Consider the following 24,367-nt stretch of genomic DNA (forward strand, 5'->3'; position numbering starts at 1 on the left):
ATGAGTGCTTCAGCAGCGCTGATGTTGGCCGCCGAGGGCGGGATCATCGGCGACGGGCGGACCGGGGCCAACCTGGCCCTCGGGGTGGGGCTGCTCGGCCTGGCCGTCGGCTGGCTGGCCCTGGCCCGAGCCGGCGGCCGGATCAGCACCGGCAACGCGCGCACCGGCGGGATGTCGGCCATCGCGGTGGGGGTGGTCGGCACGGTCCTCGCGGTGCTGCATGTGGCCACCACCAGTGGCGGTCCCGGTACCGGCAACGGGCTCCTCGGCGCCGTCGTGGCCATCCCGCTGGGGCTGGGCGCCGTGCTCCTCGGCCGCCGGGCGCTGACCCGCGCCCGCCGCGCCGACCGGCCGGCCGGCCGGGTGTCCGTCTGACCGACCGGGTCACGGCCTGCGCGCGGCCAACGCGCGCCGGACCCCGTACGCGGCGGCGCCGAGCGCCAGGACCGCGGCGCCCCAGATCACCGAGGACGCCGGGAGGGCGAAGGCCAGGGCGAGGCAGCCGGCCAGCCCGACGGCCGGGATGACCCGGGCCGGGCGGTTCTCCTCCTTGTGAGGGTCCAGGCGGAGGCGTTGGCGACGGCGTAGTACGCGAGCACGCCGAAGGAGGAGAACCCGATCGCCCCGCGCACATCGGCTGTCGCGGCGACCACCGCCACCACGGCACCGACGACGAGCTCGGCGCGGTGCGGCACCTTGAACCTCGGGTGGACCGCGGCCAGGGCGTGCGGCAGGTGCCGGTCGCGGGCCATGGCCAGCGTGGTGCGGGAGACGCCGAGTACCAGGGCGAGCAGTGAGCCGAGCGCGGCCACGGCGGCACCGACGCGTACGACCGGTACGAGCCAGTCGGCGCGTGCCGCCCGGGCGGCGTCCGACAGCGGCGCGGCGGCATCCGCGAGTCCCTTCGGTCCGAGGACGCTCTGGACGGCTATGGCGACCAAGGCGTAGACGACCAGGGTGATGCCGAGGGCGAGCGGGATGGCCCGGGGGATGGTGCGGGCGGGGTCTCTGACCTCCTCGCCCAGGGTGGCGACGCGCGTACCCGGCGGAAGCGAAGAACAGCAGACCGGCCGCTTGGAGCACCCCGCCGAAGGTCGCGTCGTCCCCGACGTCGAGCCGGGCCGCTTCCGAGGCCGAGGAGGTGAGCGCGACGACCACCACGGCGGCGAGGACCGCCAGGACCACGGCGACGATCACCGCGTCAGCAGGGCGGACTTCCGCACGCCCGCGTAGTCCACCGCGGTCAGCGCCACCACCGCCGCGACCGCGACCGCGTGGGACTGACCGGGGCAGACGTGTAAGCCGACCGTGAGCGCCATCGCCGCGCAGGAAGCGGTCTTGCCCACCACGAACTCCAACCCGCGAGGTAGCCCCAGAAGTCGCCGAGGCGTGCACGGCCGTAGTCGTACGTGCCGCCCGACGCGGGATAGCGGGCCGCGAGCCGCGCGGAGGAGGTCGCGTTGCAGTAGGCGATGACGGCGGCCAGCGCCAGGCCGATCAGCAACCCGGAGCCCGCCGACCGTGCGGCCGGGGCGAGCGCGGCGAAGATCCCCGCGCCGATCATCGACCCCAGGCCGATCACGACCGCGTCGGACACCCCGAGCCGACGGTGCAGCTCGTCCGGCATCCCGGCGGTGGACGATGGCTTGCTCATGGCCCACTCCCTCGCCGGCGCGGCCGCAGACGTTGCGCGCTTCGGCATCGGGAGACGATGCGTGAGTGCCGGTCCGGCCGCCGACCCGCGTCCCGGGCCATGGACGCACGAGGGCGACCTGCCCGTCGGCTGTGGCGCGGAGCCCAGACGCCGCCTCGATGGCCGCGGCACCCCTACCGGCGGCGGACCTCGTGGACATCGCCGTCGATGGCACCGGCTTGCTCCTCGTCCCCTCCCGCTCCCCCCAAGCGAACAGACTGACAGCGCCGAGCCGGGCGCCGTCGCGCACGCCGCGTACCGGGGGCGCCCTGCCGGAACCGGGCCCGCCGCGCGCCCGTTTCCGGGCCGCGGCGGCCGTCGGGGCTACCCGAACGGGCAGACCGAACTCGCCTTGTGAGCCGTTGCCGCTGGCATGAGGCTTGGGGAAGTTCGCCCGTATCCCTGGCTCCCCCCACCCCACGCCGCCCGTTTCGGCGACCGAGGAGATGGCATGGCTACGTCAGAAATTCCGTCCGGTGCTGAGGCCGTCGTCCAGACCGTCCGGGGTCCGGTCGGCGTCGACGACCTCGGCGTCACGCTCATGCACGAGCACCTGTTCGTGCTGACCCCCGACGTCCAGCAGAACCAGCCGCACCTGTGGAACGAGGAGGAACGCGTCGAGGACGCCGTCGCCAAGCTGATGACCGCCCACGAGCTCGGCGTGCGCACCTTCGTCGACCTCACGGCGATCGGTCAGGGCCGGTTCATCCCGCGCGTCCAGAAGGTGGCCGCCCGGGTGCCGCTCAACATCATCGTCGCGACCGGCGTCTACACCTACCACGACGTTCCCTACTTCTTTCACTACCGCGGCCCGGGACGCCTCTTCGAGGGGCCCGAGCCCATGACCGAGATGTTCGTGCGCGACATCACCACCGGCATCGCGGACACCGGGGTGCGCGCCGCCGTGCTCAAGTGCGCGACGGAGGAGGCCACCGTCTCCGAGGGCGTCGAACGCGTGCTGCGCGCCACCGCCCAGGCCCACCGCGAGACCGGCGCGCCCATCACCACGCACTCCAACGCCTATGTCCGCAACGGTCTCGCGCAGCAGAAGATCCTCGCCGAGGAGGGCGTGGACCTCAGCCACGTGATCATCGGCCACAGCGGGGACACCGACGACCTCGACTACCTCAAGGAGTTGATGGACGCCGGCTCGACCATCGGCATGGACCGGTTCGGCCTCGACAACTTCACCCCCCACGAGAAGCGGGTGCGCATCGTCGCCGACCTCGTCGCCGCCGGCTACGCCGACCGCATGGTCCTCTCCCACGACTGCCCGTGCTTCATCGACTACTTCACCCAGGAGGACATGGCCGCGACCCTGCCCGACTGGGACTACACCCACCTGCACCGCCGCGTCATCCCCGCGCTGCTCGAACTCGGCGTCACCGAGGACGACGTGCGCGTGATGCTCGTGGACAACCCCCGTCGCTACTTCACCCCCGTCGCGCCCTACTGACGACTCGCCGCCCCACCACCGCAACACCGCGAAGGAGCCACCGACATGAAGACACGACTGCCCGGCGACAGCGGACTCGAGCTCTCCGCCATCGGCCTCGGCTGCATGGGCATGAGCTGGGTCTACGCCGAGTCCGAGCGCGACGACGTCGAGTCCGTCAAGGTCATCCAGCGCGCCCTCGACCTCGGCGTCACCTTCGTCGACACCGCGGACCTCTACGGCCCGTTCACCAACGAGGAGTTGGTCGGCCGCGCGCTGGCCGGCCGCCGCGACGAGGTCGTGCTGGCCACCAAGTGCGGCCTGGTGCCGGACATGACGCTCTATCCGACGAAGGTCAAGGTGACGCCCAACGGCCGTCCCGAGCACATCAGGGCCTCCATCGACGGCAGCCTGCGCCGCCTCGGCACCGACCACGTCGACCTCTACCAGCTGCACCGCATCGACCCCGAGGTGCCCATCGAGGAGTCGTGGGGCGCCATGGCCGAACTGGTCGCCGCCGGCAAGGCGCGACACATCGGCCTCTCCGAGGCCAAGGTCGAGCACCTGGAGCGCGCCTCCGCCATCCACCCGGTGGCCACCCTCCAGTCCGAACTGTCGCTGTGGTCGCGGGACCCGCTGGCCGACGTGCTGCCCTGGTGCCAGGCGAACGGCGTCGGCTTCCTGCCGTTCTCGCCGCTCGGCCGCGGCTTCCTGACCGGCACCATCCGCAGCGCCGACCAGCTGCCGCCCAGCGACTTCCGCTCCCAGCAGCCGAGGTTCGCGCCCGCCGCGCTGGAGCGCAACCTGCGCATCGTGGACGGCGTCGAGAAGGTCGCCCAGCGCCACGAGGCCACCCCGGCGCAGGTCGCCCTGGCCTGGGTGCTCGCCCAGGGGCCGCACGTCGTCCCGATCCCCGGCAGCACCAGGCTCGCGCACCTGGAGGACAACGTGAAGTCCGTCGACCTGGAGCTGAGCGACGCCGACCTCACCGAACTCGACGGCCTGCCCGCGCCCGTCGGCACCCGCTTCTGACCCACGCTTCGGCACCCGCAGCCGACCGTCCGCCACTCTCCCCCAGCTGACGCTGGGCGGGGCCCAAGGAAGGTGACCGCCGCACCATGCCGAACCCCGGCTCCCCCCACGCACCCGAAGCCCTGACCATCCCGGTGCCCGACATCGGGTTCCACTCCACCATCAGCCGCAGCCGCGTCCACCGAGCGGCGTTGGCCGAGACGTTCGTCACCGACATCGTGGCGCTCGCCCCGGACATGTTCGCCTGCGGCGCCCAACTCCCGCGATCTCACGCCTACTTCGGCGACGGCGGCCGGGCGCCCGCGCACCACGACACGCTGTTGCTGGTCGAGATCGTCCGGCAGGCCGTGATGGCCGGCGCCCACGAGTTCCACGGCATCCCAGAGCAGGACAAGTTCGTCCTCACCCACAACCGGATCGCTGTCACCTCGCTGCCCGGGCTCCGCGTCGGACCCGCCCCGGCGCAGCTGACCGTCAACGTCCGCGTCGTCCGCACCGTGCTGCGCGACGGCGTGATCCGCGGCCTCGACTTCGAGGCCATCCTCATCATCGAGGGACACCCGGTGGCCGAGGTCGGCATGGGCATGGTCTACAAGACCCCCGACTCCTACGTCCGGCTGCGCGAACGCGGCCGGGCCGAGGCCGGACTCGCCGCCGAGGGGCTGCCGCTCGACCCCCTCCCGGCGGCCGCCCCCGATCTGGTCGGCCGCCGCGACCAGGACAACGTCGTCCTCGCCGCGCCGCATGCCACGGGACCGGGCGAGGTCAGCGCCGGCATCCGGGTCGACCAGGCCCACCCCAGCATGTTCGACCACCCGCAGGACCACATCCCCGGCATGGTGATGAACGAGGCGTTCCGGCAGATCGCCCTGCACGCCGCCGACTCGGCCCACGCTCTCCACCCGTTCCGCGGCCGACTCACCCGGCTCGACGCCGTCTTCGTCCGCTTCGGCGAGCTCGACCTGACGGCCACCGCCACCGCCACCGCCGGCGCCCCGGTCACGAGGGACGGTCTGCTGACGGTGCCGGTCACCGCCACCCTCAGCCAGCGGGACACGCCGATCTCCACCGCCGAGATCGAGCTCACCTACTTACGGCAGGGGGGCTGAGCGGTGCCGACCACGACCGACGTGGCCATCGTCGGCGCGGGCCCCACAGGACTGGTCGCGGCCTGCGAACTCCTGCGCCACGGCATAGCGGTCCGGCTGATCGACGCGCGCCCCGAACCCTCGGCCCACTCCAAGGCGTTGCTGCTGTGGCCGCGCAGCATGGACGTGCTCGACCGGCTCGGCATCGCGCGGGCGGCGGCCGGGAAGGCCATCCCGCTGCGGCGGTTCAGCTACTACTCGTCCAAGCGCCCCGTCGCACACATCGACTTCGACGCCGGGACCTTCCCGCAGTGCCTGCCGCAGCGCTCCACCGAGGAGGTGCTGACCGAGCTGCTGCACGAGCTCGGCGGCACCGTGGAACGCGGCCGGCGGCTCGTCGAGCTCGACCAACGCCCCGAGGGCGTCCGTCTTGTGACCCGCGACGCGGACGGCGAGACGCGCACCATGACCGCCGGCTGGGTGATCGGCGCCGACGGCGCGCACAGCACCGTACGCGACCTGCTGGGCATCGAGTTCGCCGGCGCCACCTACCCCAACACCTTCATGCTGGTCGACGCCTTCGCCACCGCCCGCCGGCGCGGTGCCGGCGGCGACCTCCTCGCCCGTGACATCGCCCACTACTACCAGTCGCCCGGCGGCGTCCTGGTCGTGGTGCCGCTGCCCGACGGCCGCTCCCGGTTCTTCGTCAACGCGCCGACCGGCCAGCCACGCGCCAGCCTCGAACTGCTCCAGGACGTGGTGGAACAGCGCGGCCCGGGCGGCGTCGACCTCGCGGACCCGGAGTGGATCAGCACCTTCGAGGTCCACCACCGGCTGGTCACCCGCATGCGTGGCGGACGCTGCTTCCTCGCCGGCGACGCCGCACACATCCACTCTCCCGCCGGCGGCCAGGGCCTCAACACCGGCCTCCAGGACGCCCACAACCTCGCCTGGAAGCTGGCCGCCGTGATCACCGGGCGCGCCGGTCCGGTGCTGCTCGACACCTACCACAGGGAACGCCATGCCGTGGCCCGCCAGGTGGTCAGGGACACCGACATCCAGACCAGGGCCTGGCTGGTGTCGGCCCCCTGGAAGGTCAGGGTGCGCGACGTGCTGCTGCGCGCCGCCGACGCCACCGGCGTGCTCACCCGCCGGTACGCGCCCGTGATGGCCGGCCGCCGCATCACCTATCCGCCCATGCTGCGCCCGCCAGGACGGCGGGCACGCCCGCACGGCGGCGTCGGGGCCGCCTTCCCCGCCGGGCTGCCGGCCGCCGGCCAGACCCGGGACGGCTACCGCCTGGTGACCGTGGGCTCCGGCGCCCTCGCCGGGCGCGCCAGGGCCGCGGCCGCCGAGTGGCCAGGCCTGGTCACGCACCATGCGCTCGACCAGGCCCGCGTGCCGTCGCTGCCCTGCGCCAAGGACGGCTACTACCTGGTCAGACCCGACGGCTACGTCGCCGACCACGGGCACCCCGAGGACCTCGACTCCGTGCACGCCCTGCTCGCCGCGTTCCACCCCGCGCGGGCGGCAGTGCCCACCCCCACCTCCGAGGAGCACGCCATGACCACTGCCACCGCCACCGACCCGGACGCGGGCGCCGCCGGCCACGACGGGCCCTGGAAGGAACTCGGCGCCGAACTCGAGGTCGACACCCGCGACGCCAGGTCGTGGGTGGAGCGCATCCCACGCGGTGAGAGCCGGCCGTTCCACACCCACCACAGGCCGTGGCTGACCATCGTCGTCAGCGGCGGCACGGCACAGGTGAGCGACGCCGAGGGCGCCGAGCCCGAGGACGTCGAACTCGTCACCGGCACGGTCAAGTTCAACCCGCTGCCGGCCGGTGGCAGCGTCCGGCACGCGCTGCGCAACACCGGCGACACCGACCTGGTGCTGGTCGCGGTCGAACTCGGCGCGGCGGGTGACGCGCGATGACCGCCCGCGCACACCGGCCCTACCTGGTGTTCTGCGACGTCGACGAGACGCTGATCAGCACCAAGAGCATGTTCGACTTCCTGGCCTTCCACACCCCGCCCGGCGTCTACCGGCGGGTCGCCGGCGAACTGCGCTCGATGGCCGACCGCGGCGTTCCCCGCACCGAGGTCAACCGCGCCTACTACCGGGCCTACCGCGGCGCCCCGGTGGCAGAGATCCGGGAGGCCGGCCGCCGTTGGTACGCCGACCGCGTCGCGCGCGAGGGGTTCTACCTGCCGGACACCCTCGTCGCGCTGCGCGAACACCGGCGCGCCGGCGCCGCGTTGGTGCTGGTCTCCGGCTCCTTCGACGCCTGCCTCGACCCGATCGCGGAGGCGGTGGAGGCCAACCACGTGCTGTGCACCAGGCCGCTGACCGCCGGCGGCCGCTACACCGGGGACATCGAGACCCCCATGATCGGCGAGCACAAGGAGGCCGCCGTCCGACGGCTGTTGGACGAGCACTCGACCGTCGACCCGGCCGACTGCTACGCCTACGGCGACCACCCGAGCGACCTGCCGATGCTCGACCTCGTCGGCCACCCGGTCGCCGTCGGGGACCACCCCGAGGTGCTCGCCCACCTCGCCGCGCGCCAGCGTCGTCGCGCCGTACACACGACCGCAGGACGACCTACCGCGAGAGGAGCGAAGGCATGACCGCCTTCCCCGAAGGCACCCCGGGCACCGGCATCGTCGGCGTGGGGTCCCACCTGCCGAGCCAGGTGGTGTCCAACAGCGTCGTCGCCGCCAGGGCCGGCGTCACCCCCGAGTGGATCGTCCGCAAGACCACGATCAGGGAACGCCGTTACGCCGGCCAGTACGAGGCGACCTCCGACCTGGCGGTCAAGGCCGCCGAGGCCGCGCTCGCGGACGCCGGGATCACCGCCGACCAGCTCGGCTGGGTGCTGGTCGCCACCTCGACCCCCGACCAGCCACAGCCCGCCACCGCCTGCCTGGTGCAGCACCAGATCGGCGCCCACCGGGCCGCCGCGTTCGACATCAACGCGGTGTGCGCCGGCTTCGTGTTCGCCCTCGCAGCCGGCGCCCGCCTGATGTCGGGCACCGGCGGCTACGGTCTGGTGATCGGCGCCGACGTCTACTCGCGCATCATCGACCCGAGCGACCGCAAGACGGCGATCCTCTTCGGCGACGGGGCGGGCGCCGTGGTGCTCGGCCCGGTCCCGCGGGACCGCGGTTTCGTGGGCGGCGGCATGTCGAGCCGCGGCGACCTGTCCGGGCTCATCCGCGTCGAGGCCGGCGGCAGCCGCGTCCCGGCGAGCAAGGAGAGCGTCATCGACGGCTCGCACCACTTCAGGATGGACGGGCGCGGGGTCAGGGAGTTCGTCACGGACCAGCTGCCGGTGGCCGTCGCGAACGTGCTCGACGCCAACGGGCTGATCGGCGACGACGTCGACCACTTCGTCCCGCACCAGGCCAACGGCGCGCTGCTGGCCGACGTCTGGCCGCTGCTCGGGCTCGGCCGGGCCCGGCAGGTCCTGACGGTTGAGCGGCACGGCAACACCAGCGCCGCCTCCATCCCGATCGCGCTCGACCACGCCCGCCGGGACGGGACGTTCGCGGACGGCGACCTGCTGCTGCTCGCGGGGTTCGGCGGCGGCATGTCGGTGGCGACGGCCCTCATCCGCTGGCACGGAGGGCCCACGGCCGGGGCGGGAGGGGCGCCCCGTGCGGACTGAGCCCGCGGCGCGCCGGCCGCCGTCCAGAGCCGGCCGCACCGACCCGCTGTGGGGGCCGGGACCGCCGTGCGCCACCGCCCTCGCCTGCTGGTCGATGGGTGGTGGCGAGGACGGCCGGGTCTGCCGGCCCGGCTGCGACGCGCTCGACGACGAGCACGGCCAGCCCGCCGCGGCGTCCCGCTCCCGCGGCGAACCCGGCGACTAGCACGCGCTCGCGCAGCGGATCTCCCGCGACGCGCTCGACGACGAGCGCACCGCGGCGCCGCGTTCGCGCGGCGAACGCGGCGCGGCGACCCCGGTGGCTAACCCTCCCCGGTCAGGGGGCCCCGGGGAGCGATCAGACGGCGCGCGCACTCCGCGACGAATCGCTCGTGCTCCGCGAGGATGGCCTCGTCCGGCTCCTGCCCGAAGAGCAGCCGGACGATCTGCGGCACAGCGAACCAGTAGTTGACCATCCCAAGCAGCACGATCATCAGGTGTTTTGGGTCGAGGTCCGGGTCGACGGTGCCGGCCTCCTGGGAGGCGCGGACGGCGTCGATCTTGTCGGCGAAGTGGGCGCGGCGCTCCTCGATCGCCGCGCCACCGCGCATGTCGATGCCCTCCATCCCCTCCCACAGGCACAGGCGCAGGTAGCGCGGGTCGTGCCGGTAGTGCCGGAACAGGCCGGCCACGTACTCGTCCAGCGCGTTGGCCTCGGGGGTCACGGTGTCCCCGTTGTGCCGCAGATACTCGCTGAGCACCTGCTCGAGCAGCTCCTCCTTGAGGCCGTAGTAGCGATAGATCGACTCCTTGTTCGCCTTCGCGTTGCGGGCGATCCGGTCCACCCTGGCCCCGGCCACGCCGTGCTCGGCGAACTCGGCGAGCGCCGCGGCCATGATGCGGCTCTTGGTGTCCAGCGACGTCATATGCCACTCCTCCATGGGGTTGCCACACGGGAAACCATGCGGTTTCATGACGATAGCGCCCAACCAAACGGTTTGACTGTGTGGTTTGACTCCTTCGTTGAACTAACAAGTTGCAGCCGGGTAAACCAACCCGGCCCCGAAGGAAGAACAGTTCGCATGCAGATAACGCCATCCCCTCGCTTTGTCTGGCTGTTGACGCTCGCCTGCGGCCTGACGGTGGCGAACCTGTACTACACACAGCCGCTGCTGCACGCCATCTCGGAGAGCTTCGGCGTCTCCCAGGGCAGCACGGGCGCCGTCGTCACCGCGACCCAACTCGGTTACGCCGCCGCCCTGGTGCTCCTCGTGCCGCTCGGCGACATCGTCCCGCGCCGCCCGCTGGTGTGCGGCCTGCTGCTGGTCGACGCCGCCGCCCTGACGGTCAGTGCCGTGGCGCCCAACCTCACCACGTTGATCGTCGCCGCCTGCGTCGTCGGCGTCAGCTCCGTCGTGGTGCAGATCCTGGTCCCCTTCGCCGCCTCCGTGGCCGGCGACGCCGAACGCAACCGTGTCATCGGGATGTTGCTGAGCGGGATGCTGATCGGCGTGCTGCTCTCCCGCACCTTCGCGGGGCTCGTCTCCGAGGCGATCAGCTGGCGCGCCGTCTACGCGCTCGCCGCCCTCTTCATGCTGCTCGCCGCCTCTGTCCTGTTCCGGCTGCTCGGCCCGCGTCCGGCCGACCTCAGCATCACCTACCGGCAGCAGATGCGGGCCATCGTCTCGGTCGCCGCGAGCCAGCCCGTGCTGCGCCGCCGCTCGCTCATCGGTGCCTGCGTCTACGCGGCCTTCAACTGCTTCTGGACGACGGCCGCCTTCCTGCTCGCGGACGACCCCTACCACTTCGACCAGGGCGACATCGGCCTGTTCGGCCTGGTGGGTGTCGCGGGCGCGCTCACCACCAACCTGGCGGGTCGGTACATGACCGACGCGCGGCAGAGCGTGCTCTCCGGGCTGATGCTCTCGGCGCTGGTGCTCTCCTTCCTCGCCATGGGCGTCGGCGGCGAGATCCTGTTGCTGCTGATCGTCGGGGTGCTGGTGATGGACGCGACCGTGCAGGGCGTGCACCTGCTCAACCAGGGTGTGATCTACGCCCTTCAACCCAGCGCGCGTGCCCGGCTGACGGCCGTCTACATGACGAGCTACTTCATCGGCGGCGCGCTCGGTTCCGCCATCGGCTCCACCGCCTACCAGATGGCCGGTTGGGCGGGCGCCTCGGTGGCCGGCGGCGGCCTGTCGCTGATCGCGTTCCTCGCCTGGGCCGTCAGGACCAGATCCACCGGCCGTGCGGAGCCGGCCGTCCCGCAAGCTCCGGAAATCGCCACCGCACGTACCAGCTAACGTTTACGCGCTCGTTTCCAAGGCGATGTGCGGCACTTCGGCAGGGAGAAATTTTCGGCATTCTCAAAACCGATTCCCGTGGCCTCCCCGTGGGCGATATCGCGTCATTTGTATGGTCTGGATTTGGGGATCCCTTGGGGTAACCTTTAAGTACACTCCAATGACCAGGGGTGCTTGACCAAACGACTGGGGGTCGTCATGTTGGATGTCACGGAAAGTCAGGAGAGAGGGAGCGTCACCGGTCGCGTCACGGTCGGAATCGGGAACGGTGTCGTCCGTCTTGGCATCGAGCGGATGCTCCAACTCATGCCCCGCGAGCCCGAGATAAGCACGAGGTCGGGGCTCGCCGGCGCGCTCGACTCGGGCCTGCACACCGGTGACGTGCTCATCGCCCTGTTGGGCGAGGTGGACGAGGCCCTGGCCAACGAGCTGCGCGACACCGCGGCCCGCGGCGTCGGCATCGTCCTCCTCGTCGAGGACGGTGACCTCTTCGAATTACCAAAGGTCATGGGGCTACACGCGGGATTCCTCAGGGCCAGCAGCGTCAACGAGTACAGCCTGCGCAAGGCGGTGGCCGCGGCGGCGAACGGCGGCGCCACCATCCCGGAGGAACTCGCCTTCGATCTGGTGCGTTTCGCCGGCCGTCACAAGGCTCCACCACAGGTCCGACTGAGGCTCACCCCACGAGAACAGGAAGCCCTGGTTCTCATGGTCGAGGGAATGAGCAACAAGCAGATCGCCCGCGGCCTACAGATATCGCAGAACGGGGCGAAGAGGCTGGTGGCCAACATCCTCGCGAAGATGGACTGCAACAACCGCACGCTCGCCGTTTCCAGGGCCCTCAGAGAGGGCCTGTACGAACGATATGCGCACGCCCGCCAAGCGGCCCCGTAAGGCTCTTGGGCCTCGCCCACCGTCACGCCGCCACCGGCCCCCGCCACCCCACCTGGCGGGGGCCGGTCGACGTGGGCCCCGTCCAGGTGGCGGCGGGCCATGGGGTCAGGCCGAGCCGCCCCTGCGGGTCGCGCGCAGGAACTCCCGGTTCATCGTGGTGATCGAGGACAGCGGGATCCCCTTGGGGCAGACCGTGGTGCACACGCCGGTGACGGTGCAGCCGCCGAAGCCCTCGGCGTCCATGGTGTCGATCATGTCGAGCACCCGGCTCTCCCGCTCGGGGGCACCCTGCGGAAGGGAGTTGAGGTGCACGACCTTGGCCGAGGTGAACAGCATCGCCGAGCCGTTGGGGCAGGCCGCCACGCAGGCGCCGCAGCCGATGCACTCGGCGTGCTCGAACGCGGTGTCGGCGGCCGGCTTGGGCACCGGGGTGGCGTGCGCCTCGGGGGCACTGCCGGTCGGCGCCGTGATGTAGCCGCCGGAGCCGATGATGCGGTCGAACGCCGACCTGTCGACCACCAGGTCCTTGACCACCGGGAAGGCGGCGGCCCGCCAGGGCTCGACGTCGATGGTGTCCCCGTCGGAGAAGCTGCGCATGTGCAGCTGGCAGGTGGTGGTGCGCTCGGGGCCGTGCGCGTCGCCGTTGATCACCATGCCGCAGGCGCCGCAGATGCCCTCCCGACAGTCGTGGTCGAAGGCCACCGGCTCCTCGCCGCGCAGGATCAGCTGCTCGTTGAGGATGTCCAGCATCTCGAGGAACGACATGTCGGGGGAGACGTCGCTGACCTCGTAGGTGGTCATGGCACCGGGGGACTCCGGGTCGCGCTGCCGCCAGATGCGCAGGGTGAGGTTCACGCGTAACTCCGTTGCGTGGGGTGGACGTACTCGAAGGTGAGGGCTTCCTTGTGCAGCACGGGCGCCTGGCCGGTGCCCGTGAACTCCCAGGCCGCCGCGTAGGAGAACTCCTCGTCCCGGCGCGCGGCCTCGCCGCCCTCGGTCTGGCTCTCCTCGCGGAAGTGGCCGCCGCAGGACTCGGTGCGGTGCAGCGCGTCCAGGCACATCAGCTCGGCCAGCTCCAGGTAGTCGGAGATCCGGTTGGCCTTCTCCAACGACTGGTTGAGCTCCTTGCCGCCGCCCGGCACCTTCACGCGGCGCCAGAACTCGTCGCGCAGTTCCGGGATGCGGCCGAGCGCCTTGCGCAGGCCGGCGTCGCTGCGGGCCATCCCGCACTCGTCCCACAGCAGTTCGCCGAGCTCGCGGTGGAACGAGTCGGGGGTGCGGTCGCCGTTGTTCGACAGCAGCCGGTAGAGCCGGTCGGTGACCTCGAACACGGCGTCCGTGACGGCCGGGTGGTCTTCCGGCACCTCGTCGTGCGGGTGGCGCGCCAGGTAGTCGGCCAGGGTCGAGGGGAGGATGAAGTAGCCGTCGGCGAGCCCCTGCATCAGCGCTGAGGCGCCGAGCCGGTTGGCGCCGTGGTCGGAGAAGTTGGCCTCGCCGATCGCGAACAGCCCCGGGACGGTGGTCTGCAGGTCGTAGTCGACCCACAGGCCGCCCATCGTGTAGTGGATGGCCGGATAGATGCGCATCGGCACGCGGTACGGGTCCTCGGCGGTGATCCGCGCGTACATGTCGAAGAGGTTGCCGTACTTGGCCTCCACGGCCGGCCGGCCGAGACGGGCGATGGCGTCGGCGAAGTCGAGGTACACGCCCTGGCCGCCTGGGCCGACGCCGCGGCCCTCGTCGCACACGTTCTTCGCGGCCCGGGAGGCGATGTCGCGCGGCACCAGGTTGCCGAAGGAGGGGTAGATCCGCTCCAGGTAGTAGTCGCGCTCGTCCTCCGGGATGTCGGCCGGGGCGCGGTCGTCGCCGGCGCGCTTGGGCACCCAGATGCGGCCGTCGTTGCGCAGCGACTCGCTCATCAGCGTCAGCTTGGACTGGTGGTCGCCGGAGCGTGGGATGCAGGTCGGGTGGATCTGGGTGAAGCAGGGGTTGGCGAAGTGGGCGCCGCGCCGGTGGGCGCGCCAGATGGCGGTGGCGTTGGAGTTCTTCGCGTTGGTGGAGAGGTAGAAGACGTTGCCGTAGCCGCCGGTGGCCAGCACCACGGCGTCGGCCAGGTAGGTGTCGACGCGGCCGGTGATCAGGTCGCGGGCCACGATGCCGCGCGCCCGGCCGTCGACCACGATCAGGTCCAGCATCTCGGTGCGCGGCCGCATCTCCACGTTGCCGGCCGCGATCTGGCGGGAGAGCGCCTGGTAGGCGCCGAGCAGCAGTTGCTGCCCCGTCTGGCCACGGGCGTAGAAGGTGCGCGAGACCTGGACGCCGCCGAACGAGCGGGTGTCGAGCAGGCCGCCGTACTCGCGGGCGAACGGCACGCCCTGGGCCACGCACTGGTCGATGATCTCCACCGAGACCTGGGCGAGGCGGTGCACGTTGGACTCGCGGGCGCGGAAGTCGCCGCCCTTGACGGTGTCGTAGAACAGCCGGTGGATGGAGTCGCCGTCGTTACGGTAGTTCTTGGCCGCGTTGATGCCGCCCTGGGCCGCGATCGAGTGGGCCCGGCGCGGGGAGTCCTGGTAGCAGAACTGCAGGACGTGGTAGCCCTGTTCGGCCAGGGTGGCGCCGGCGGCGCCACCGGCGAGACCGGTGCCGACCACGATCACGGTGTGCTTGCGGCGGTTGGCCGGGTTGACCAGCTTGGCCTCGAAGCGGCGGCGGTCCCAGCGTTCGGCGATCGGTCCGGACGGCGCCTTGGTGTCCTGGATCGGGTCGCCCGTCGTGTAGTCGAGGTAGCTGAGGGAGTCAGGCATGGTCGTCACTACTCCACGATTCCGGTCATGACACCGACGGGGACGGAGAGAAAGCCGACGGTGAGCAGGAGGGCGAGGCCGTTGGCGACGCCCTTCAGTAGGCGGTCGCGGGTGCGGCCGCCGGCGCCGAGGGTCTGGGCCGCGCCGTAGAAGCCGTGCCTGATGTGCAGGCCGACGGCGAGCATGGCGACGATGTAGATGACGTTGCCGTACCAGGTGCTGAAGGCGGCGACGATGTTCTCGTAGGGGCGGCCGGCCTCCCCGTTGGGGTTCACGGTGCCGGTCGTCAGGTCCAGGATGTGCCAGACCAGGAACAGCGCGATGATCACGCCGCCCCAGCGCATGGTGCGGGTGGCGTAGCTGGTGCGCGCCGCGCGGTGCTGGTACCTGACGGGCCGGGCCGCGATGTCGCGGCGGCTGAGCTGGTATGCGGCCGTGCCGTGCGCGACGACGGCCGTCAGCAGCGCCACCCGCGCGATCCACAGGAACCACTCGTGGTGCAGCACCGGCTCGCCGACGGTGCGCAGCCAGTGGGCGTAGCCGTTCATCTCGTCGGGGCCGAAGAAGACCTTGAGGTTGCCGGCCATGTGGAAGACCAGGTACAGCAGCATGATCACGCCGCTGACGGCCATCACCGTCTTCTTGCCGACCGTCGAGTGCCAGAACCTGGCCGGCGCGGACGTCGGCCGGCGGCGCGGTGGGGTCTTCCGGGGAGTCGGCGTGCGTGTCGCCAGAGCCATGCCCTCGACGGTAGGAGAGGCCCACGGAATCAGTCCAAGACATAGATCACCTGATTTCGATAGGCGACGCCTATCGTGCTCCCGTACGATTTCGGCCATGCAGCTACAGCAGCTCCGGTACTTCACGGCCGTCGCCGAGACCAGGCACTTCACGCGCGCCGCCCGCCGGGAGCACGTCGCGCAGCCCTCGCTCTCCCAGCAGATCCGGGCCCTGGAGCGGGAGCTCGGCGCCGAGCTATTCTCGCGGGCCCGCGGCCACATCACGCTGACCGACGCGGGCGCCGCGCTGTTGCCGCTGGCCCGCCGGATCCTGGCCGACGCGGAGACCGCGCGCCGGGAGGTACAGGAGGTCGCCCAGCTGCGCCGGGGGCGGCTGCGCCTCGGCGCCACCCCGAGCCTGTGTGCCAGCCTGGTGCCCGACGTGCTGCGCACCTTCCGGGACAGCTATCCGGGGGTCGACCTGAAGGTGCACGAGGACGGCTCGCAGGACCTGGTGCGGATCCTGGCCACGGGCGATCTCGACCTGGCGCTGATCATCACCCCGCTGACCGCCCAGGGGCCGGCGCTGACCACCACCGAGCTGCTGCGCGAGGACCTGGTGGTGATCTCCTCGCCCGCCGAGCCGGCGCCCGGGGAGGGGGGCCGGATCAGGGTCGCCGACCTGCGCGACCAGCCGCTCGTGATGTTCCGGCACGGCTACGACCTGCGGGAGCTGACCGTCGCGGCCTGCCACGGGGCCGGCTTCGAGCCCTCGTTCAGCGTGGAGGGCGGCGAGATGGACGCGGTGCTCGGCTTCGTGCGCGCCGGCCTCGGGCTCGCCGTGGTGCCCAGCATGGTGGCCGACCGCTCGGGGCTGCGGGCCACCCCGTTCGCCCCGCCCGGGCTCCATCGCACCATCTCGGTCGCGCACCGGGGCGACGTCTCGCCGCCGCGGGCCGCGCGTGAGCTGCAACGCATCCTGATGAGCCACCGCGGGCGCTTCCCGGATCTGGGATAGAATCCCGAACATGGGAGAATTTCTGGACGGCTCGACCGACCGGCGGCTGGCCGCGAGACTCAGCGAACTGCGCCGCGAACGCGGCCTCACCCTGGACGAGTTGGCCGCGCGCTCCGGCGTCAGCCGGTCCGCGCTCTCCCGCCTGGAGCGGGCCGAGATCAGCCCGACGGCCGCCCAGCTCGGCCGCCTCGGCACGGTCTACGGCCTCACGACCTCGCGACTGCTCGCCGAGGTCGAGCGCGAGCCGCCCCAACTGCTGCGCGCCGACCAGCAGCCGGTCTGGCGGGACGAGGCCACCGGGTTCACCCGGCGCTCGCTCTCACCGCCGCACCCGGGGCTGCGCGCCGAGCTCATCGAGGCCACGCTGCTGGCCGGCGCGGCCATCGACTACGACGCGCCGCCCGTCGCCGGCCTTGAACACCACCTGTGGCTGCTCGCCGGCGCGTTGGAGATCACCGTCGAAGGCCACCCGCACACGCTCGCGCCCGGCGACTGCCTGCGCTACCGGCTCTGGGGCGCCTCCCGCTTCCACTGCGCGGGGCCCGTCCCGGCCCGTTACGCCCTCGCGGTAGTCCTGCCGTGAGGCGTGCCGCGGGTTGGCTGGCCGCCGGCCTGGCCGTGCGCGGGTGCCGTGCCGCTTGCCGCCGCGCTGGCGCGTGTGCCCGCCCGCGCACCTCGTGTCGCCCTGGGGGCGTGTCGCCGGCCTGGCCCTGTGTGGGTCGGGCCGCGCCCGTGGCTGGCCGCGGCCTCGCCGGGCCCGGCGGGCACGGCCGTCCCCGACCGGTGCGCAGTCCAGCCATCGGCCTTGGCCGTGCCATTCCCACCCGAAGGAGTTACATCCCATGAGCCACCCCCTGGACATTCAACTCGTCCGGCTCGGCGGAGAGCCCGAGCTGCTCAAGGCCGTCGACGAACTGGCCGACCTGCTGGTCGACGTCGTGACCGGCGGTGCTTCCATCGGCTTCCTGCTGCCGTTCGAGCACGTTGAGGCGGCGGCCTGGTGGGCCGCCCAGGCCCCGCTCGTGGCCGACGGCCGGCAGACCGTCTGGCTCGCCAGGGGCGACGGCGGCCAGCCGCTCGGCACCGTCAGCCTGCTGAGGGCCGACAAGCCCAACAGCCCGCACCGCGCCGAGATCGCCAAGCTGATGGTGCGCCGCGACGCCCGGGGCCGAGGCATCGCCGGCGCACTGCTCGCGGCGGCCGAGACCGCCGCGCTGGCCGAGGGCCGGACGCTGCTGACCCTGGACACCGAGACCGGCAGCCCCGCCGAGGCGCTGTACGCGCGGCGGGGCTGGACCAGCGTCGGCGTGGTGCCGGGCTACGCGGCCGCCCCCACGGGCGAGCCACGGCCCACCACCATCTTCTACAAGTCGCTGTCCGCCTGAGCGCGCGCCGCCGACCGCTGCTCGACCGCGATCCCCGCCAGCGCCAACAGCCCGCCGGCCACCAGCGCGAGCGGCAGCAGCATCCACACGAACACCGCGCACATCAGCCAGGCGAAGCCCAACAGCACGGAACCGGCCGGGTCACGCACCGTGCGCTCGGCCGACTCCCGCACCAGCGCGAGCGGTTCGGCCCGCTCGGGCCGCCAGCCGGCGGCGGCGCGCAGCACCACCACCCCGAGCGCCGCCATCAGCGGCGGCGTCACCAGCAGCAGGCCGCCGGCGCCCGGCAGCACGTCGGCCTGCGCCAGCGACAGGTTCCACAGCAGCACGAACGCCAGCCCGGCGACGGCCAGGCCCGCCGCCCACAGCGAGCGGCAGGCCGCCGTGAAGTCCCGCAGCAGGTCCGCCACCCGCACGCTGTCGCCCGACAGGTGCCGCCGCAGGTGCGCGGCCCCGGCGGCGAGCGCCGGCAGCGCGGTGACCACCGGCAGCGCGAGCACCGCCACCAGCACCCCGACGATCACCACCTCGCCGAACAGCGCGAGCCCCGTGCCCAGCCGCTTCCCGCCGTCCTGACCCGCCACGGCGCTCAACCCTTCAACCCCTGGGTGGCCACACCGTCCACGATGTACCGCTGGAAGAGGACGAAGAAGATCAGCACCGGCGCCAGCGCCAGCACCGCCGCCGCCATCTGCGCGCCGTAGTCCGAGACGCTGGTCTGGTCGGTGAACTGCCGCAGCATCAGCGGCAGCGGGTACCGGTCAGGGGTGCGCAGGTAGATCAGCGGCGCCAGGAAGTCGTTCCAACTCCAGATGAACGCGAAGATCGACGACGTCGCCAGCACCGGACGCATCAGCGGCAGCATGATGGCGGTGAAGATCCGCAGGTGCCCGGCGCCGTCGATGCGCGCCGACTCGTCGAGCTCGCGCGGCAGGTTCCGCATGAACTGCACCATCAGGAAGACGAAGAACGCCTCGGCGGCCAGGAACTTGCCGATCAGCAGCGGCAGGTAGGAGTCCGTCCAGCCGATCTCGTTGAACATGATGAACTGCGGGATGATCACCACGTGGAACGGCAGCAGCAGGGTGCCGATCATCAGGCTGAAGAACAGCCCCCGGCCCGGGAAGTCGATGCGCGCGAAGGCGTAGGCCGTCACCGAGCAGGACAGACAGACCCCGACCACCGAACCCACGGCGAGGATCAGCGAGTTGCCGAAGAACATCCAGAACGAGATGCCGCCGATGCCCTCCAGCGCGTTCCTGAAGTTGTCCAGCGTGGTGTCGTCCGGGATCAGGCCCGTCTCACCGATGATCTGGTTGGTCGGCCGGAAGGACGAGAGCAGCATCCACACGCCCGGGTAGAGCATCACGATGGCGACCGCCCAGACCACCACGTGGAACCCCACGGTCCGCCCGGCCCGCCGCCGCTTCGCCCGGCGGCGCAGGGTCTCGTGCTGTTCGGTGAGGGTGGCGGCGCTCATCGCATCTCCTTGTTCGCTTCTCCGCCCACGCAGCGAAGATGCGGGAAGTGGCAAAACTGACGGTGTGTTGCTGCGCGTGCGTCGCTCACCGACCCTCCCCGGTGTAGTGGACCCAGTAGCGCGAGGTCCTGAAGAAGATCAGCGTGATGACGCCGACCACGATCACCAGCAGCCAGGCCATCGCCGCCGCGTAGCCCAACTGCCCCTGGCCGAAGCCGCGCTGGTAGAGGTAGAGGGTGTAGAAGAGCGTTGAGTTGGCCGGGCCGCCGCGGCCGCCGGAGATGATGAACGCGGAGGCGAACACCTGGAAGGAGTGGATGGTCTCCAGCACCAGGTTGAAGAACAGCACCGGCGAGAGCATCGGCAGCGTGATCCGGGTGAACTTGCGCCACGGGCCCGCGCCGTCCACCTCCGCCGCCTCGTACAGCTCGCCCGGGATCTGCTTGAGGCCGGCCAGGAAGATGACCATCGGCGCGCCGAACTGCCAGACCGTCAGCAGGACCATCATCGGCATGGTCTTGCTCGGGTCGCCGACCCAGCCGCCCTGCCAGGTGCCGAAGAAGTCACCGACGTCGTCCACGATGCCCTGGTCGTTGAACATCGCCTTCCACACGATGGCGATGGAGACGCTGGCCCCGATCAGCGAGGGCGCGTAGAACAGCGACCGGTAGGTGCCCTGGCCCCGGCGGCGGTTGTTGAGCAGCATGGCCACGCCGAGCGCGGCGGCCAGCTTGATCGGCGTGCCGACGATGGCGTAGGTCAGCGTGACCTGGACCGAGTCGAGGAAGCGCGGGTCGTCGAACAGTCGGGTGAAGTTCTCCAGGCCGATCCACTCGCCACCGCGGATGGGGTGGAAGTCGGTGAAGGCCAGGTAGAGCGACGCGATCATCGGCCCCGCGGTCAGGGCGACGAAGCCGAGCAGCCAGGGCGCCAGGAAGGCGTAGCCGGCCCGGGTCTCGGCGGCCCGCCGCGACGGCCGCCGGTTCTGCGGCCGTCGCGGGGGCTTGCCGACCTGAGCGGACCGGGGCGCCTCATGGGTGATGGTCATGAGGGAGGTTCCGTTCGGTGTCGTCGTCACACACGGGGTGGACGCTGTTCAGGAGGTCACCAGCAGGTTGGACGCCTCGGAGAACCAGCGCTCCACGAACTGGTTCGCGTCGATCTGGCCGTAGTCGAGCTCCGGGCCGAGGACCTCGACGTACTCGGTCTCCACAGGGCCGAAGCCCTCCGGCTGGAACGGCACGGTCGCGGTGGCGTTGCCCTCCTCGCGGACCCGCTGCTCGTACTCGATGACACGCTGGTCGAGGCTGCCCTCCTCGACCTCAAGCGCGTCGAGTCGGGCCTGCGAGGCCGGCACGCCCAGGTCGGTGCCGATGATCTGCCCCGCCTCCGGGTCGTTGATCAGGAAGTCGATCAGCGCGGCGGACTCCTCAGGGTGGGCCGTGTTGCCACCCATCGCCAGCTGCATGGTCGGCTTGAAGAACATGTGCTTCTCACCGTCGGGGCCGGTCGGCATCGGCAGCAGCTGGATGTTCTCACTGCCGAGGTCGTGGCTGTAGCCGCTGATGAAGTTGTCCCAGTGGAACTCGACGGCTGCCTCACCGCTGGTGAACCCGCCCTTGGGCAGCAGTTGTTCGGTGCGCTCCCGCGGGAAGAAGACATCCTGCTCGCGCGGGCCTTCGACGCTGGTGAGGAAGTCGCGCATGTCGTCCTCGGTGAAGTTCATCTCGCCGGTCTCGGAGAACGGCTCGATGCCCTGCTGGACGAGGTGCTGCATGAAGATCCACCACGTCGCGGTGTAGTCACCGGCGCCGTACACCTGGGGATCGCGGTCCGCGCCGGCCTCGCTGGCCGCCTGGACGAAGTCCAGGTACTCCTCCCAGGTGTAGTCCCACTCCGGCACCTCGAGGCCGAGCTCGGCCACCAGGTCCGGGTTGACCATCAGGGAGAGGGTATTGGTGCCCGTGGGAATGGCGACCAACTGCTCGTTGGACCGCCCGGAGGCGAGCAGATCCTCGCTGATCGTCGAGGTGTCGATGCCGTTTCCCTCGAATTCGGTGAGGTCGTACAGCAGCCCGTTGTTGGAGTATTCCAGCAGCCTGGAGATGTCCATCTGCAGCACGTCAGGGAGTTCGCCCGAGGTGGCGTCTGTGCTGCGCTGCGTCCAGTAGTCCTGGTACTCGGCGAAGCTCGTCTGGACCGTGATGCCCGGGTTCGCCTCCTCGAAGAGATCGATGGCGGCCTCGTAACGCTCGGACCGCTCGTCGCTGCCCCACCAGGTGAAGTTGAGCGTCACGTTCCCGCCGTCGCCGCCGTCGCCGCCGTCATCGCCCCCGGAGCCGCAGGCGGTGAGGGCCAGCGAACCGGCCAGGGCGAGAGCGATTCCGCTCGTCGCGGTCTTTCTGATTGACATAGGAGCCTCCCTGCTCTGTCAATGTGGAACTGCACTCCGGAGGCGGTGGCTTGGACCTTTCGGCTCCGGCGCCCGACCGAAGTGAATCGTTACAATACCTGCGGGCAACCGCCCGGCAACCAGATCGCGGATAACTTTTCAGAAACGCCGCCGTGACCCGGCGAAACATGGGCCAACTACGAGAGCCGTCAAAATAGTGACGGCCATTCCGACCGGCCGGTTCGCCCAGAGAGGGAAAGGAACCGGCCGATCGGAATGGCTATTCAGTTGAGTATGGACATTCAGCGCCGCGCGGTGTAGCGGATGTTCGGCCGCGGTTGCCGGTCAGACATCCCCTCCCCGACGAAGTAGCTCGGATGCGGGGGCTGGTTGTACGCGACGTTCTGCCAGGCCACCGCGAGCCGGTACTGCGGATCGTGCATCAGCGTGCGCAACCGCAGCTCCGTCTCCTCGGTTGTCGTGTAGATCCGCAGCGCCGACTCGTCCTGGGCGCGGTACACGACCTCCTCGCGCCAGTCGCCGTACAGGTCCGCCTGGAGCACCGGGGTGCCCTTGGTCCAGTTGTTGGAGTAGACGCCCTCCGGCGCGAAGACCACGCGCTGCTCGCCCGACTCCCAGTCCCACTTGGCGACATAGGGCCGGCCGGCCGGATCCGTCGCCTCGTTGAAGTCGTGGTCGAGCACCTCCCGCAGCGGGTCGCCGTCCCACCAGATCATGAAGTTGGCCGAGGGGATGCCCGTGCCGACCAACGTGCCGTCGGCGGCCCGAAGTTGACCCTCCCGCGAGTTCCACGCGCCGGTCGCGGTCACCGCCCAGCTCTCCGCGCCCCGATGCCTCGGGTCGATGTCGCCCACCGTGCCGCGACCGGTGTCCCTGATGCCCGGCATCTCGTGGATGATCTCGCCGGTGGCCGCGTCCCTGAACGTCGCCCCCCGGTTGCCCGAGGCCGACATCGACTCGTGCGGCGCGAACACCTCAAGACCAGGCCGGTCCGGCGCGAAGTCGCCGACGTGCAGCGCGTCCCCGTGCCCGAGCCGCGTGTTGTACAGCGGGGAGCCGTCGTCGTCGATCGTCATCGAGCCGTAGACGATCTCGTCCCTGGCGTCCCCGTCCACGTCGGCGACCGAGAGGTTGTGGTTGCCCTGCCCCTCGTACTCCCGGCCCGCCTGCGCCGAGTCGAAGCTCCAGCGCCGTTCGAGCTCGTCGCCGTCGAAGTCGTAGGCGACCAGCACCGAGCGCGTGTAGTAGCCGCGCGCGAACACCACCGAGGGGTGCTCGCCGTCCAGATAGGCGACGCCGGCCAGGAACCGGTCCCCCCGGTTGCCGTAGCAGTCGCCCCAGGAGCAGACGTCGCCGCGCGGCGGCGTGTACTCCACCGTGTCCACGGCGGCCCCGGTCTCGCCGTCGAACACCGTCAGGTACTCGGGCCCGGCCAACACGTAGCCGGAGGCGTTGCGGTGGTCGGCGGTCGGGTCACCGATGACCGTGCCCGTGCCGTCCACCGTGCCGTCGGCCGTCTTCACCGCCACCTCGGAGCGGCCGTCGCCGTCGAGGTCGTAGACCATCAGCTGGGTGTAGTGCGCGCCGGCCCTGATGTTGGGGCCGAGGTCGATGCGCCACAGCTGCTCGCCGTCCAGGGTGTAGGCGTCCAGGTAGACGTTCCCGGTGTAGCCGGAACGCGAGTTGTCCTGCGCGTTGCTCGGCTCCCACTTCTGCACGATCTCGTAGCGGCCGTCGCCGTCCAGGTCGCCGATGCTGGCGTCGTTGAGGCGGTAGGAGTAGGTGGCGCCGGTCGGAGTCACGCCGTCCGGCGGGCGGTTGACCGGGATCTCCCGGTACTGCTGCTCCCAGACGCCGAACCGCTCGGTGCGCTCGGCGACCCGGCCGCCGCGGACCACCGCCACCTGGTAGACCGAGTCCTCGGTGCCGCGCGGGTCGGTGAAGCTGGTCGCGCCGGTGATCGGCCGGCGGGTGATCCGCTCGCCGTCCCGGTAGACGTGGAAGGCGACAGACTCCGGGTCGAGGCCCAGCATCCGCCAACCGACGAAGACGCCGTCCTCGGTCAGGACGGCCACCGGGGCGCGGTCCAGGTTCTCCATCTGGCGCACCGGCCGGTGCGGCCGGTCGGCGTCCGAGGCGGCGGCCGCCGGAGTCGAGAGGCCGGCCGCCGCCGTGGCCAGGGCGGCGAGCACGGCGGTCAGCGCGGCGCCGAGGCGCGGCGCGCGCCGAGCTCTCGGCGCGTGGCCGGCGGCGGTGCCCATCCGTGGCTCCTTTGCTCGTCGGAGGGTGGCGGTGGTGCGGTCGGCTCTCGGGGGCTGGCTGGGACGTTTCTGGATGAATCGATTCATTCGAGCGATGGAAAGCGCTCTCATTGTCGGCGAGTCTCGCAATCGCTGATCGGTTCCGTCAAGACTTGTGTAAGCCTGTTGGAACGTTGATGTTCGTTGACGG

At 71.3% G+C, this 24,367-nt stretch carries 22 protein-coding genes and 1 pseudogene; 13 read left to right on the top strand and 10 right to left on the bottom strand.

Annotated features, from left to right (window positions below):
* Complete coding sequence (locus E1265_RS05360; RefSeq protein ID WP_132929050.1) at window positions 1-375, top strand: DUF6223 family protein; 375 nt, start codon at window positions 1-3, stop codon at window positions 373-375.
* A 9-nt stretch (window positions 376-384) separates the two neighbouring features.
* On the opposite strand, the pseudogene E1265_RS05365 reads toward E1265_RS05360, so the two are convergent.
* A pseudogene (locus E1265_RS05365) lies at window positions 385-1,654 on the bottom strand (APC family permease).
* A 490-nt stretch (window positions 1,655-2,144) separates the two neighbouring features.
* On the opposite strand from E1265_RS05365, the gene E1265_RS05370 reads away from it, so the two are divergent.
* The 7 genes from E1265_RS05370 to E1265_RS05400 all read left to right on the top strand — a co-directional run bounded on the left by E1265_RS05370 (window position 2,145) and on the right by E1265_RS05400 (window position 9,123).
* Window positions 2,145-3,149: a phosphotriesterase gene (locus tag E1265_RS05370; protein ID WP_132929051.1), complete on the top strand. Its 1,005-nt coding sequence runs from the start codon at window positions 2,145-2,147 to the stop codon at window positions 3,147-3,149.
* A 45-nt stretch (window positions 3,150-3,194) separates the two neighbouring features.
* A complete protein-coding gene (locus E1265_RS05375; protein ID WP_132929052.1) occupies window positions 3,195-4,160 on the top strand; it encodes an aldo/keto reductase in 966 nt (321 codons plus the stop codon).
* Window positions 4,161-4,246: 86 nt separating this feature from the next.
* Window positions 4,247-5,269 (top strand): ScbA/BarX family gamma-butyrolactone biosynthesis protein, encoded by a 1,023-nt coding sequence (locus E1265_RS05380; RefSeq protein WP_132929053.1) that lies wholly within the window; start codon window positions 4,247-4,249, stop codon window positions 5,267-5,269.
* 3 nt (window positions 5,270-5,272) lie between these two features.
* Window positions 5,273-7,183: an FAD-dependent monooxygenase gene (locus E1265_RS05385; RefSeq protein WP_132929054.1), complete on the top strand. Its 1,911-nt coding sequence runs from the start codon at window positions 5,273-5,275 to the stop codon at window positions 7,181-7,183.
* Complete coding sequence (locus E1265_RS05390) at window positions 7,180-7,878, top strand: HAD-IB family hydrolase (RefSeq protein ID WP_132929055.1); 699 nt, start codon at window positions 7,180-7,182, stop codon at window positions 7,876-7,878. Before E1265_RS05385 ends, E1265_RS05390 begins: the two co-directional genes overlap by 4 nt.
* Window positions 7,875-8,918, top strand: a complete 1,044-nt coding sequence (locus E1265_RS05395; protein WP_132929056.1) for a beta-ketoacyl-ACP synthase 3 — start codon at window positions 7,875-7,877, stop codon at window positions 8,916-8,918. The genes E1265_RS05390 and E1265_RS05395 overlap by 4 nt, the downstream gene beginning before the upstream one ends.
* Window positions 8,908-9,123, top strand: a complete 216-nt coding sequence (locus E1265_RS05400; RefSeq protein ID WP_132929057.1) for a hypothetical protein — start codon at window positions 8,908-8,910, stop codon at window positions 9,121-9,123. The genes E1265_RS05395 and E1265_RS05400 overlap by 11 nt, the downstream gene beginning before the upstream one ends.
* A gap of 97 nt (window positions 9,124-9,220) precedes the next feature.
* Here E1265_RS05400 and E1265_RS05405 read toward each other — a convergent pair whose 3' ends face one another.
* Entirely contained in the window at window positions 9,221-9,823 is a 603-nt protein-coding gene (locus E1265_RS05405) for a TetR family transcriptional regulator (protein ID WP_165953647.1), read from the bottom strand.
* 156 nt (window positions 9,824-9,979) lie between these two features.
* Here E1265_RS05405 and E1265_RS05410 point away from each other — a divergent pair, with 156 nt between their 5' ends.
* On the top strand, window positions 9,980-11,200 hold the full coding sequence (locus E1265_RS05410) for an MFS transporter (protein WP_165953648.1): 1,221 nt from the start codon (window positions 9,980-9,982) through the stop codon (window positions 11,198-11,200).
* A gap of 174 nt (window positions 11,201-11,374) precedes the next feature.
* Window positions 11,375-12,094, top strand: coding sequence for a LuxR C-terminal-related transcriptional regulator (locus E1265_RS05415; protein ID WP_207930959.1), 720 nt, complete (start codon window positions 11,375-11,377; stop codon window positions 12,092-12,094).
* 105 nt (window positions 12,095-12,199) lie between these two features.
* On the opposite strand, the gene E1265_RS05420 is transcribed toward E1265_RS05415, so the two are convergent.
* The 3 genes from E1265_RS05420 to E1265_RS05430 are packed head-to-tail and all read right to left on the bottom strand — an operon-like array spanning window position 12,200 to window position 15,641.
* The gene (locus E1265_RS05420) at window positions 12,200-12,949 is read right to left on the bottom strand and encodes a succinate dehydrogenase/fumarate reductase iron-sulfur subunit (protein ID WP_132929060.1); all 750 of its coding nucleotides are present in this window, start codon (window positions 12,947-12,949) and stop codon (window positions 12,200-12,202) included.
* Window positions 12,946-14,901, bottom strand: coding sequence for a fumarate reductase/succinate dehydrogenase flavoprotein subunit (locus E1265_RS05425; protein ID WP_132929061.1), 1,956 nt, complete (start codon window positions 14,899-14,901; stop codon window positions 12,946-12,948). The genes E1265_RS05420 and E1265_RS05425 overlap by 4 nt, the downstream gene beginning before the upstream one ends.
* Before the next feature lie 8 nt (window positions 14,902-14,909).
* Window positions 14,910-15,641: a succinate dehydrogenase cytochrome b subunit gene (locus E1265_RS05430; RefSeq protein ID WP_132929062.1), complete on the bottom strand. Its 732-nt coding sequence runs from the start codon at window positions 15,639-15,641 to the stop codon at window positions 14,910-14,912.
* Between the two features lie 97 nt (window positions 15,642-15,738).
* Between E1265_RS05430 and E1265_RS05435 the strand changes: the two genes are divergently transcribed.
* The 3 genes from E1265_RS05435 to E1265_RS05445 all read left to right on the top strand — a co-directional run bounded on the left by E1265_RS05435 (window position 15,739) and on the right by E1265_RS05445 (window position 18,023).
* Window positions 15,739-16,638: a LysR substrate-binding domain-containing protein gene (locus E1265_RS05435; RefSeq protein ID WP_132929063.1), complete on the top strand. Its 900-nt coding sequence runs from the start codon at window positions 15,739-15,741 to the stop codon at window positions 16,636-16,638.
* A 10-nt stretch (window positions 16,639-16,648) separates the two neighbouring features.
* Window positions 16,649-17,221, top strand: coding sequence for an XRE family transcriptional regulator (locus tag E1265_RS05440; protein WP_132929064.1), 573 nt, complete (start codon window positions 16,649-16,651; stop codon window positions 17,219-17,221).
* A gap of 259 nt (window positions 17,222-17,480) precedes the next feature.
* Entirely contained in the window at window positions 17,481-18,023 is a 543-nt protein-coding gene (locus tag E1265_RS05445) for a GNAT family N-acetyltransferase (RefSeq protein ID WP_132929065.1), read from the top strand.
* Here the strand turns inward: E1265_RS05445 and E1265_RS05450 are convergent.
* The 5 genes from E1265_RS05450 to E1265_RS05470 all read right to left on the bottom strand — a co-directional run bounded on the left by E1265_RS05450 (window position 18,002) and on the right by E1265_RS05470 (window position 24,177).
* Window positions 18,002-18,607, bottom strand: a complete 606-nt coding sequence (locus E1265_RS05450) for a hypothetical protein (RefSeq protein WP_132929066.1) — start codon at window positions 18,605-18,607, stop codon at window positions 18,002-18,004. The genes E1265_RS05445 and E1265_RS05450 overlap by 22 nt on opposite strands.
* Window positions 18,608-18,612: 5 nt before the next feature.
* Window positions 18,613-19,503, bottom strand: a complete 891-nt coding sequence (locus E1265_RS05455) for a carbohydrate ABC transporter permease (RefSeq protein WP_132929067.1) — start codon at window positions 19,501-19,503, stop codon at window positions 18,613-18,615.
* Window positions 19,504-19,588: 85 nt separating this feature from the next.
* The gene (locus E1265_RS05460; protein ID WP_132929068.1) at window positions 19,589-20,551 is read right to left on the bottom strand and encodes a sugar ABC transporter permease; all 963 of its coding nucleotides are present in this window, start codon (window positions 20,549-20,551) and stop codon (window positions 19,589-19,591) included.
* Window positions 20,552-20,599: 48 nt separating this feature from the next.
* Complete coding sequence (locus tag E1265_RS05465; protein ID WP_132929069.1) at window positions 20,600-21,916, bottom strand: ABC transporter substrate-binding protein; 1,317 nt, start codon at window positions 21,914-21,916, stop codon at window positions 20,600-20,602.
* 281 nt (window positions 21,917-22,197) lie between these two features.
* Window positions 22,198-24,177, bottom strand: a complete 1,980-nt coding sequence (locus E1265_RS05470) for a rhamnogalacturonan lyase (RefSeq protein ID WP_165953649.1) — start codon at window positions 24,175-24,177, stop codon at window positions 22,198-22,200.
* Window positions 24,178-24,367: the final 190 nt, after the last annotated feature.

This window comes from Streptomyces sp. 8K308 (assembly GCF_004348315.1).
GTDB lineage: Bacteria > Actinomycetota > Actinomycetes > Streptomycetales > Streptomycetaceae > Streptomyces.

Bases quoted from the DNA above. Each gene is read 5' to 3' on its own strand.
- E1265_RS05430 (WP_132929062.1), bottom strand. From the start codon at position 15,641: ATGGCTCTGGCGACACGCACGCCGACTCCCCGGAAGACCCCACCGCGC.
- E1265_RS05465 (WP_132929069.1), bottom strand. From the start codon at position 21,916: ATGTCAATCAGAAAGACCGCGACGAGCGGAATCGCTCTCGCCCTGGCC.
- E1265_RS05460 (WP_132929068.1), bottom strand. From the start codon at position 20,551: ATGACCATCACCCATGAGGCGCCCCGGTCCGCTCAGGTCGGCAAGCCC.
- E1265_RS05380 (WP_132929053.1), top strand. From the start codon at position 4,247: ATGCCGAACCCCGGCTCCCCCCACGCACCCGAAGCCCTGACCATCCCG.
- E1265_RS05375 (WP_132929052.1), top strand. From the start codon at position 3,195: ATGAAGACACGACTGCCCGGCGACAGCGGACTCGAGCTCTCCGCCATC.
- E1265_RS05435 (WP_132929063.1), top strand. From the start codon at position 15,739: ATGCAGCTACAGCAGCTCCGGTACTTCACGGCCGTCGCCGAGACCAGG.
- E1265_RS05440 (WP_132929064.1), top strand. From the start codon at position 16,649: ATGGGAGAATTTCTGGACGGCTCGACCGACCGGCGGCTGGCCGCGAGA.
- E1265_RS05405 (WP_165953647.1), bottom strand. From the start codon at position 9,823: ATGACGTCGCTGGACACCAAGAGCCGCATCATGGCCGCGGCGCTCGCC.
- E1265_RS05360 (WP_132929050.1), top strand. From the start codon at position 1: ATGAGTGCTTCAGCAGCGCTGATGTTGGCCGCCGAGGGCGGGATCATC.
- E1265_RS05445 (WP_132929065.1), top strand. From the start codon at position 17,481: ATGAGCCACCCCCTGGACATTCAACTCGTCCGGCTCGGCGGAGAGCCC.
- E1265_RS05455 (WP_132929067.1), bottom strand. From the start codon at position 19,503: ATGAGCGCCGCCACCCTCACCGAACAGCACGAGACCCTGCGCCGCCGG.
- E1265_RS05370 (WP_132929051.1), top strand. From the start codon at position 2,145: ATGGCTACGTCAGAAATTCCGTCCGGTGCTGAGGCCGTCGTCCAGACC.
- E1265_RS05410 (WP_165953648.1), top strand. From the start codon at position 9,980: ATGCAGATAACGCCATCCCCTCGCTTTGTCTGGCTGTTGACGCTCGCC.
- E1265_RS05395 (WP_132929056.1), top strand. From the start codon at position 7,875: ATGACCGCCTTCCCCGAAGGCACCCCGGGCACCGGCATCGTCGGCGTG.
- E1265_RS05470 (WP_165953649.1), bottom strand. From the start codon at position 24,177: ATGGGCACCGCCGCCGGCCACGCGCCGAGAGCTCGGCGCGCGCCGCGC.
- E1265_RS05425 (WP_132929061.1), bottom strand. From the start codon at position 14,901: ATGCCTGACTCCCTCAGCTACCTCGACTACACGACGGGCGACCCGATC.
- E1265_RS05390 (WP_132929055.1), top strand. From the start codon at position 7,180: ATGACCGCCCGCGCACACCGGCCCTACCTGGTGTTCTGCGACGTCGAC.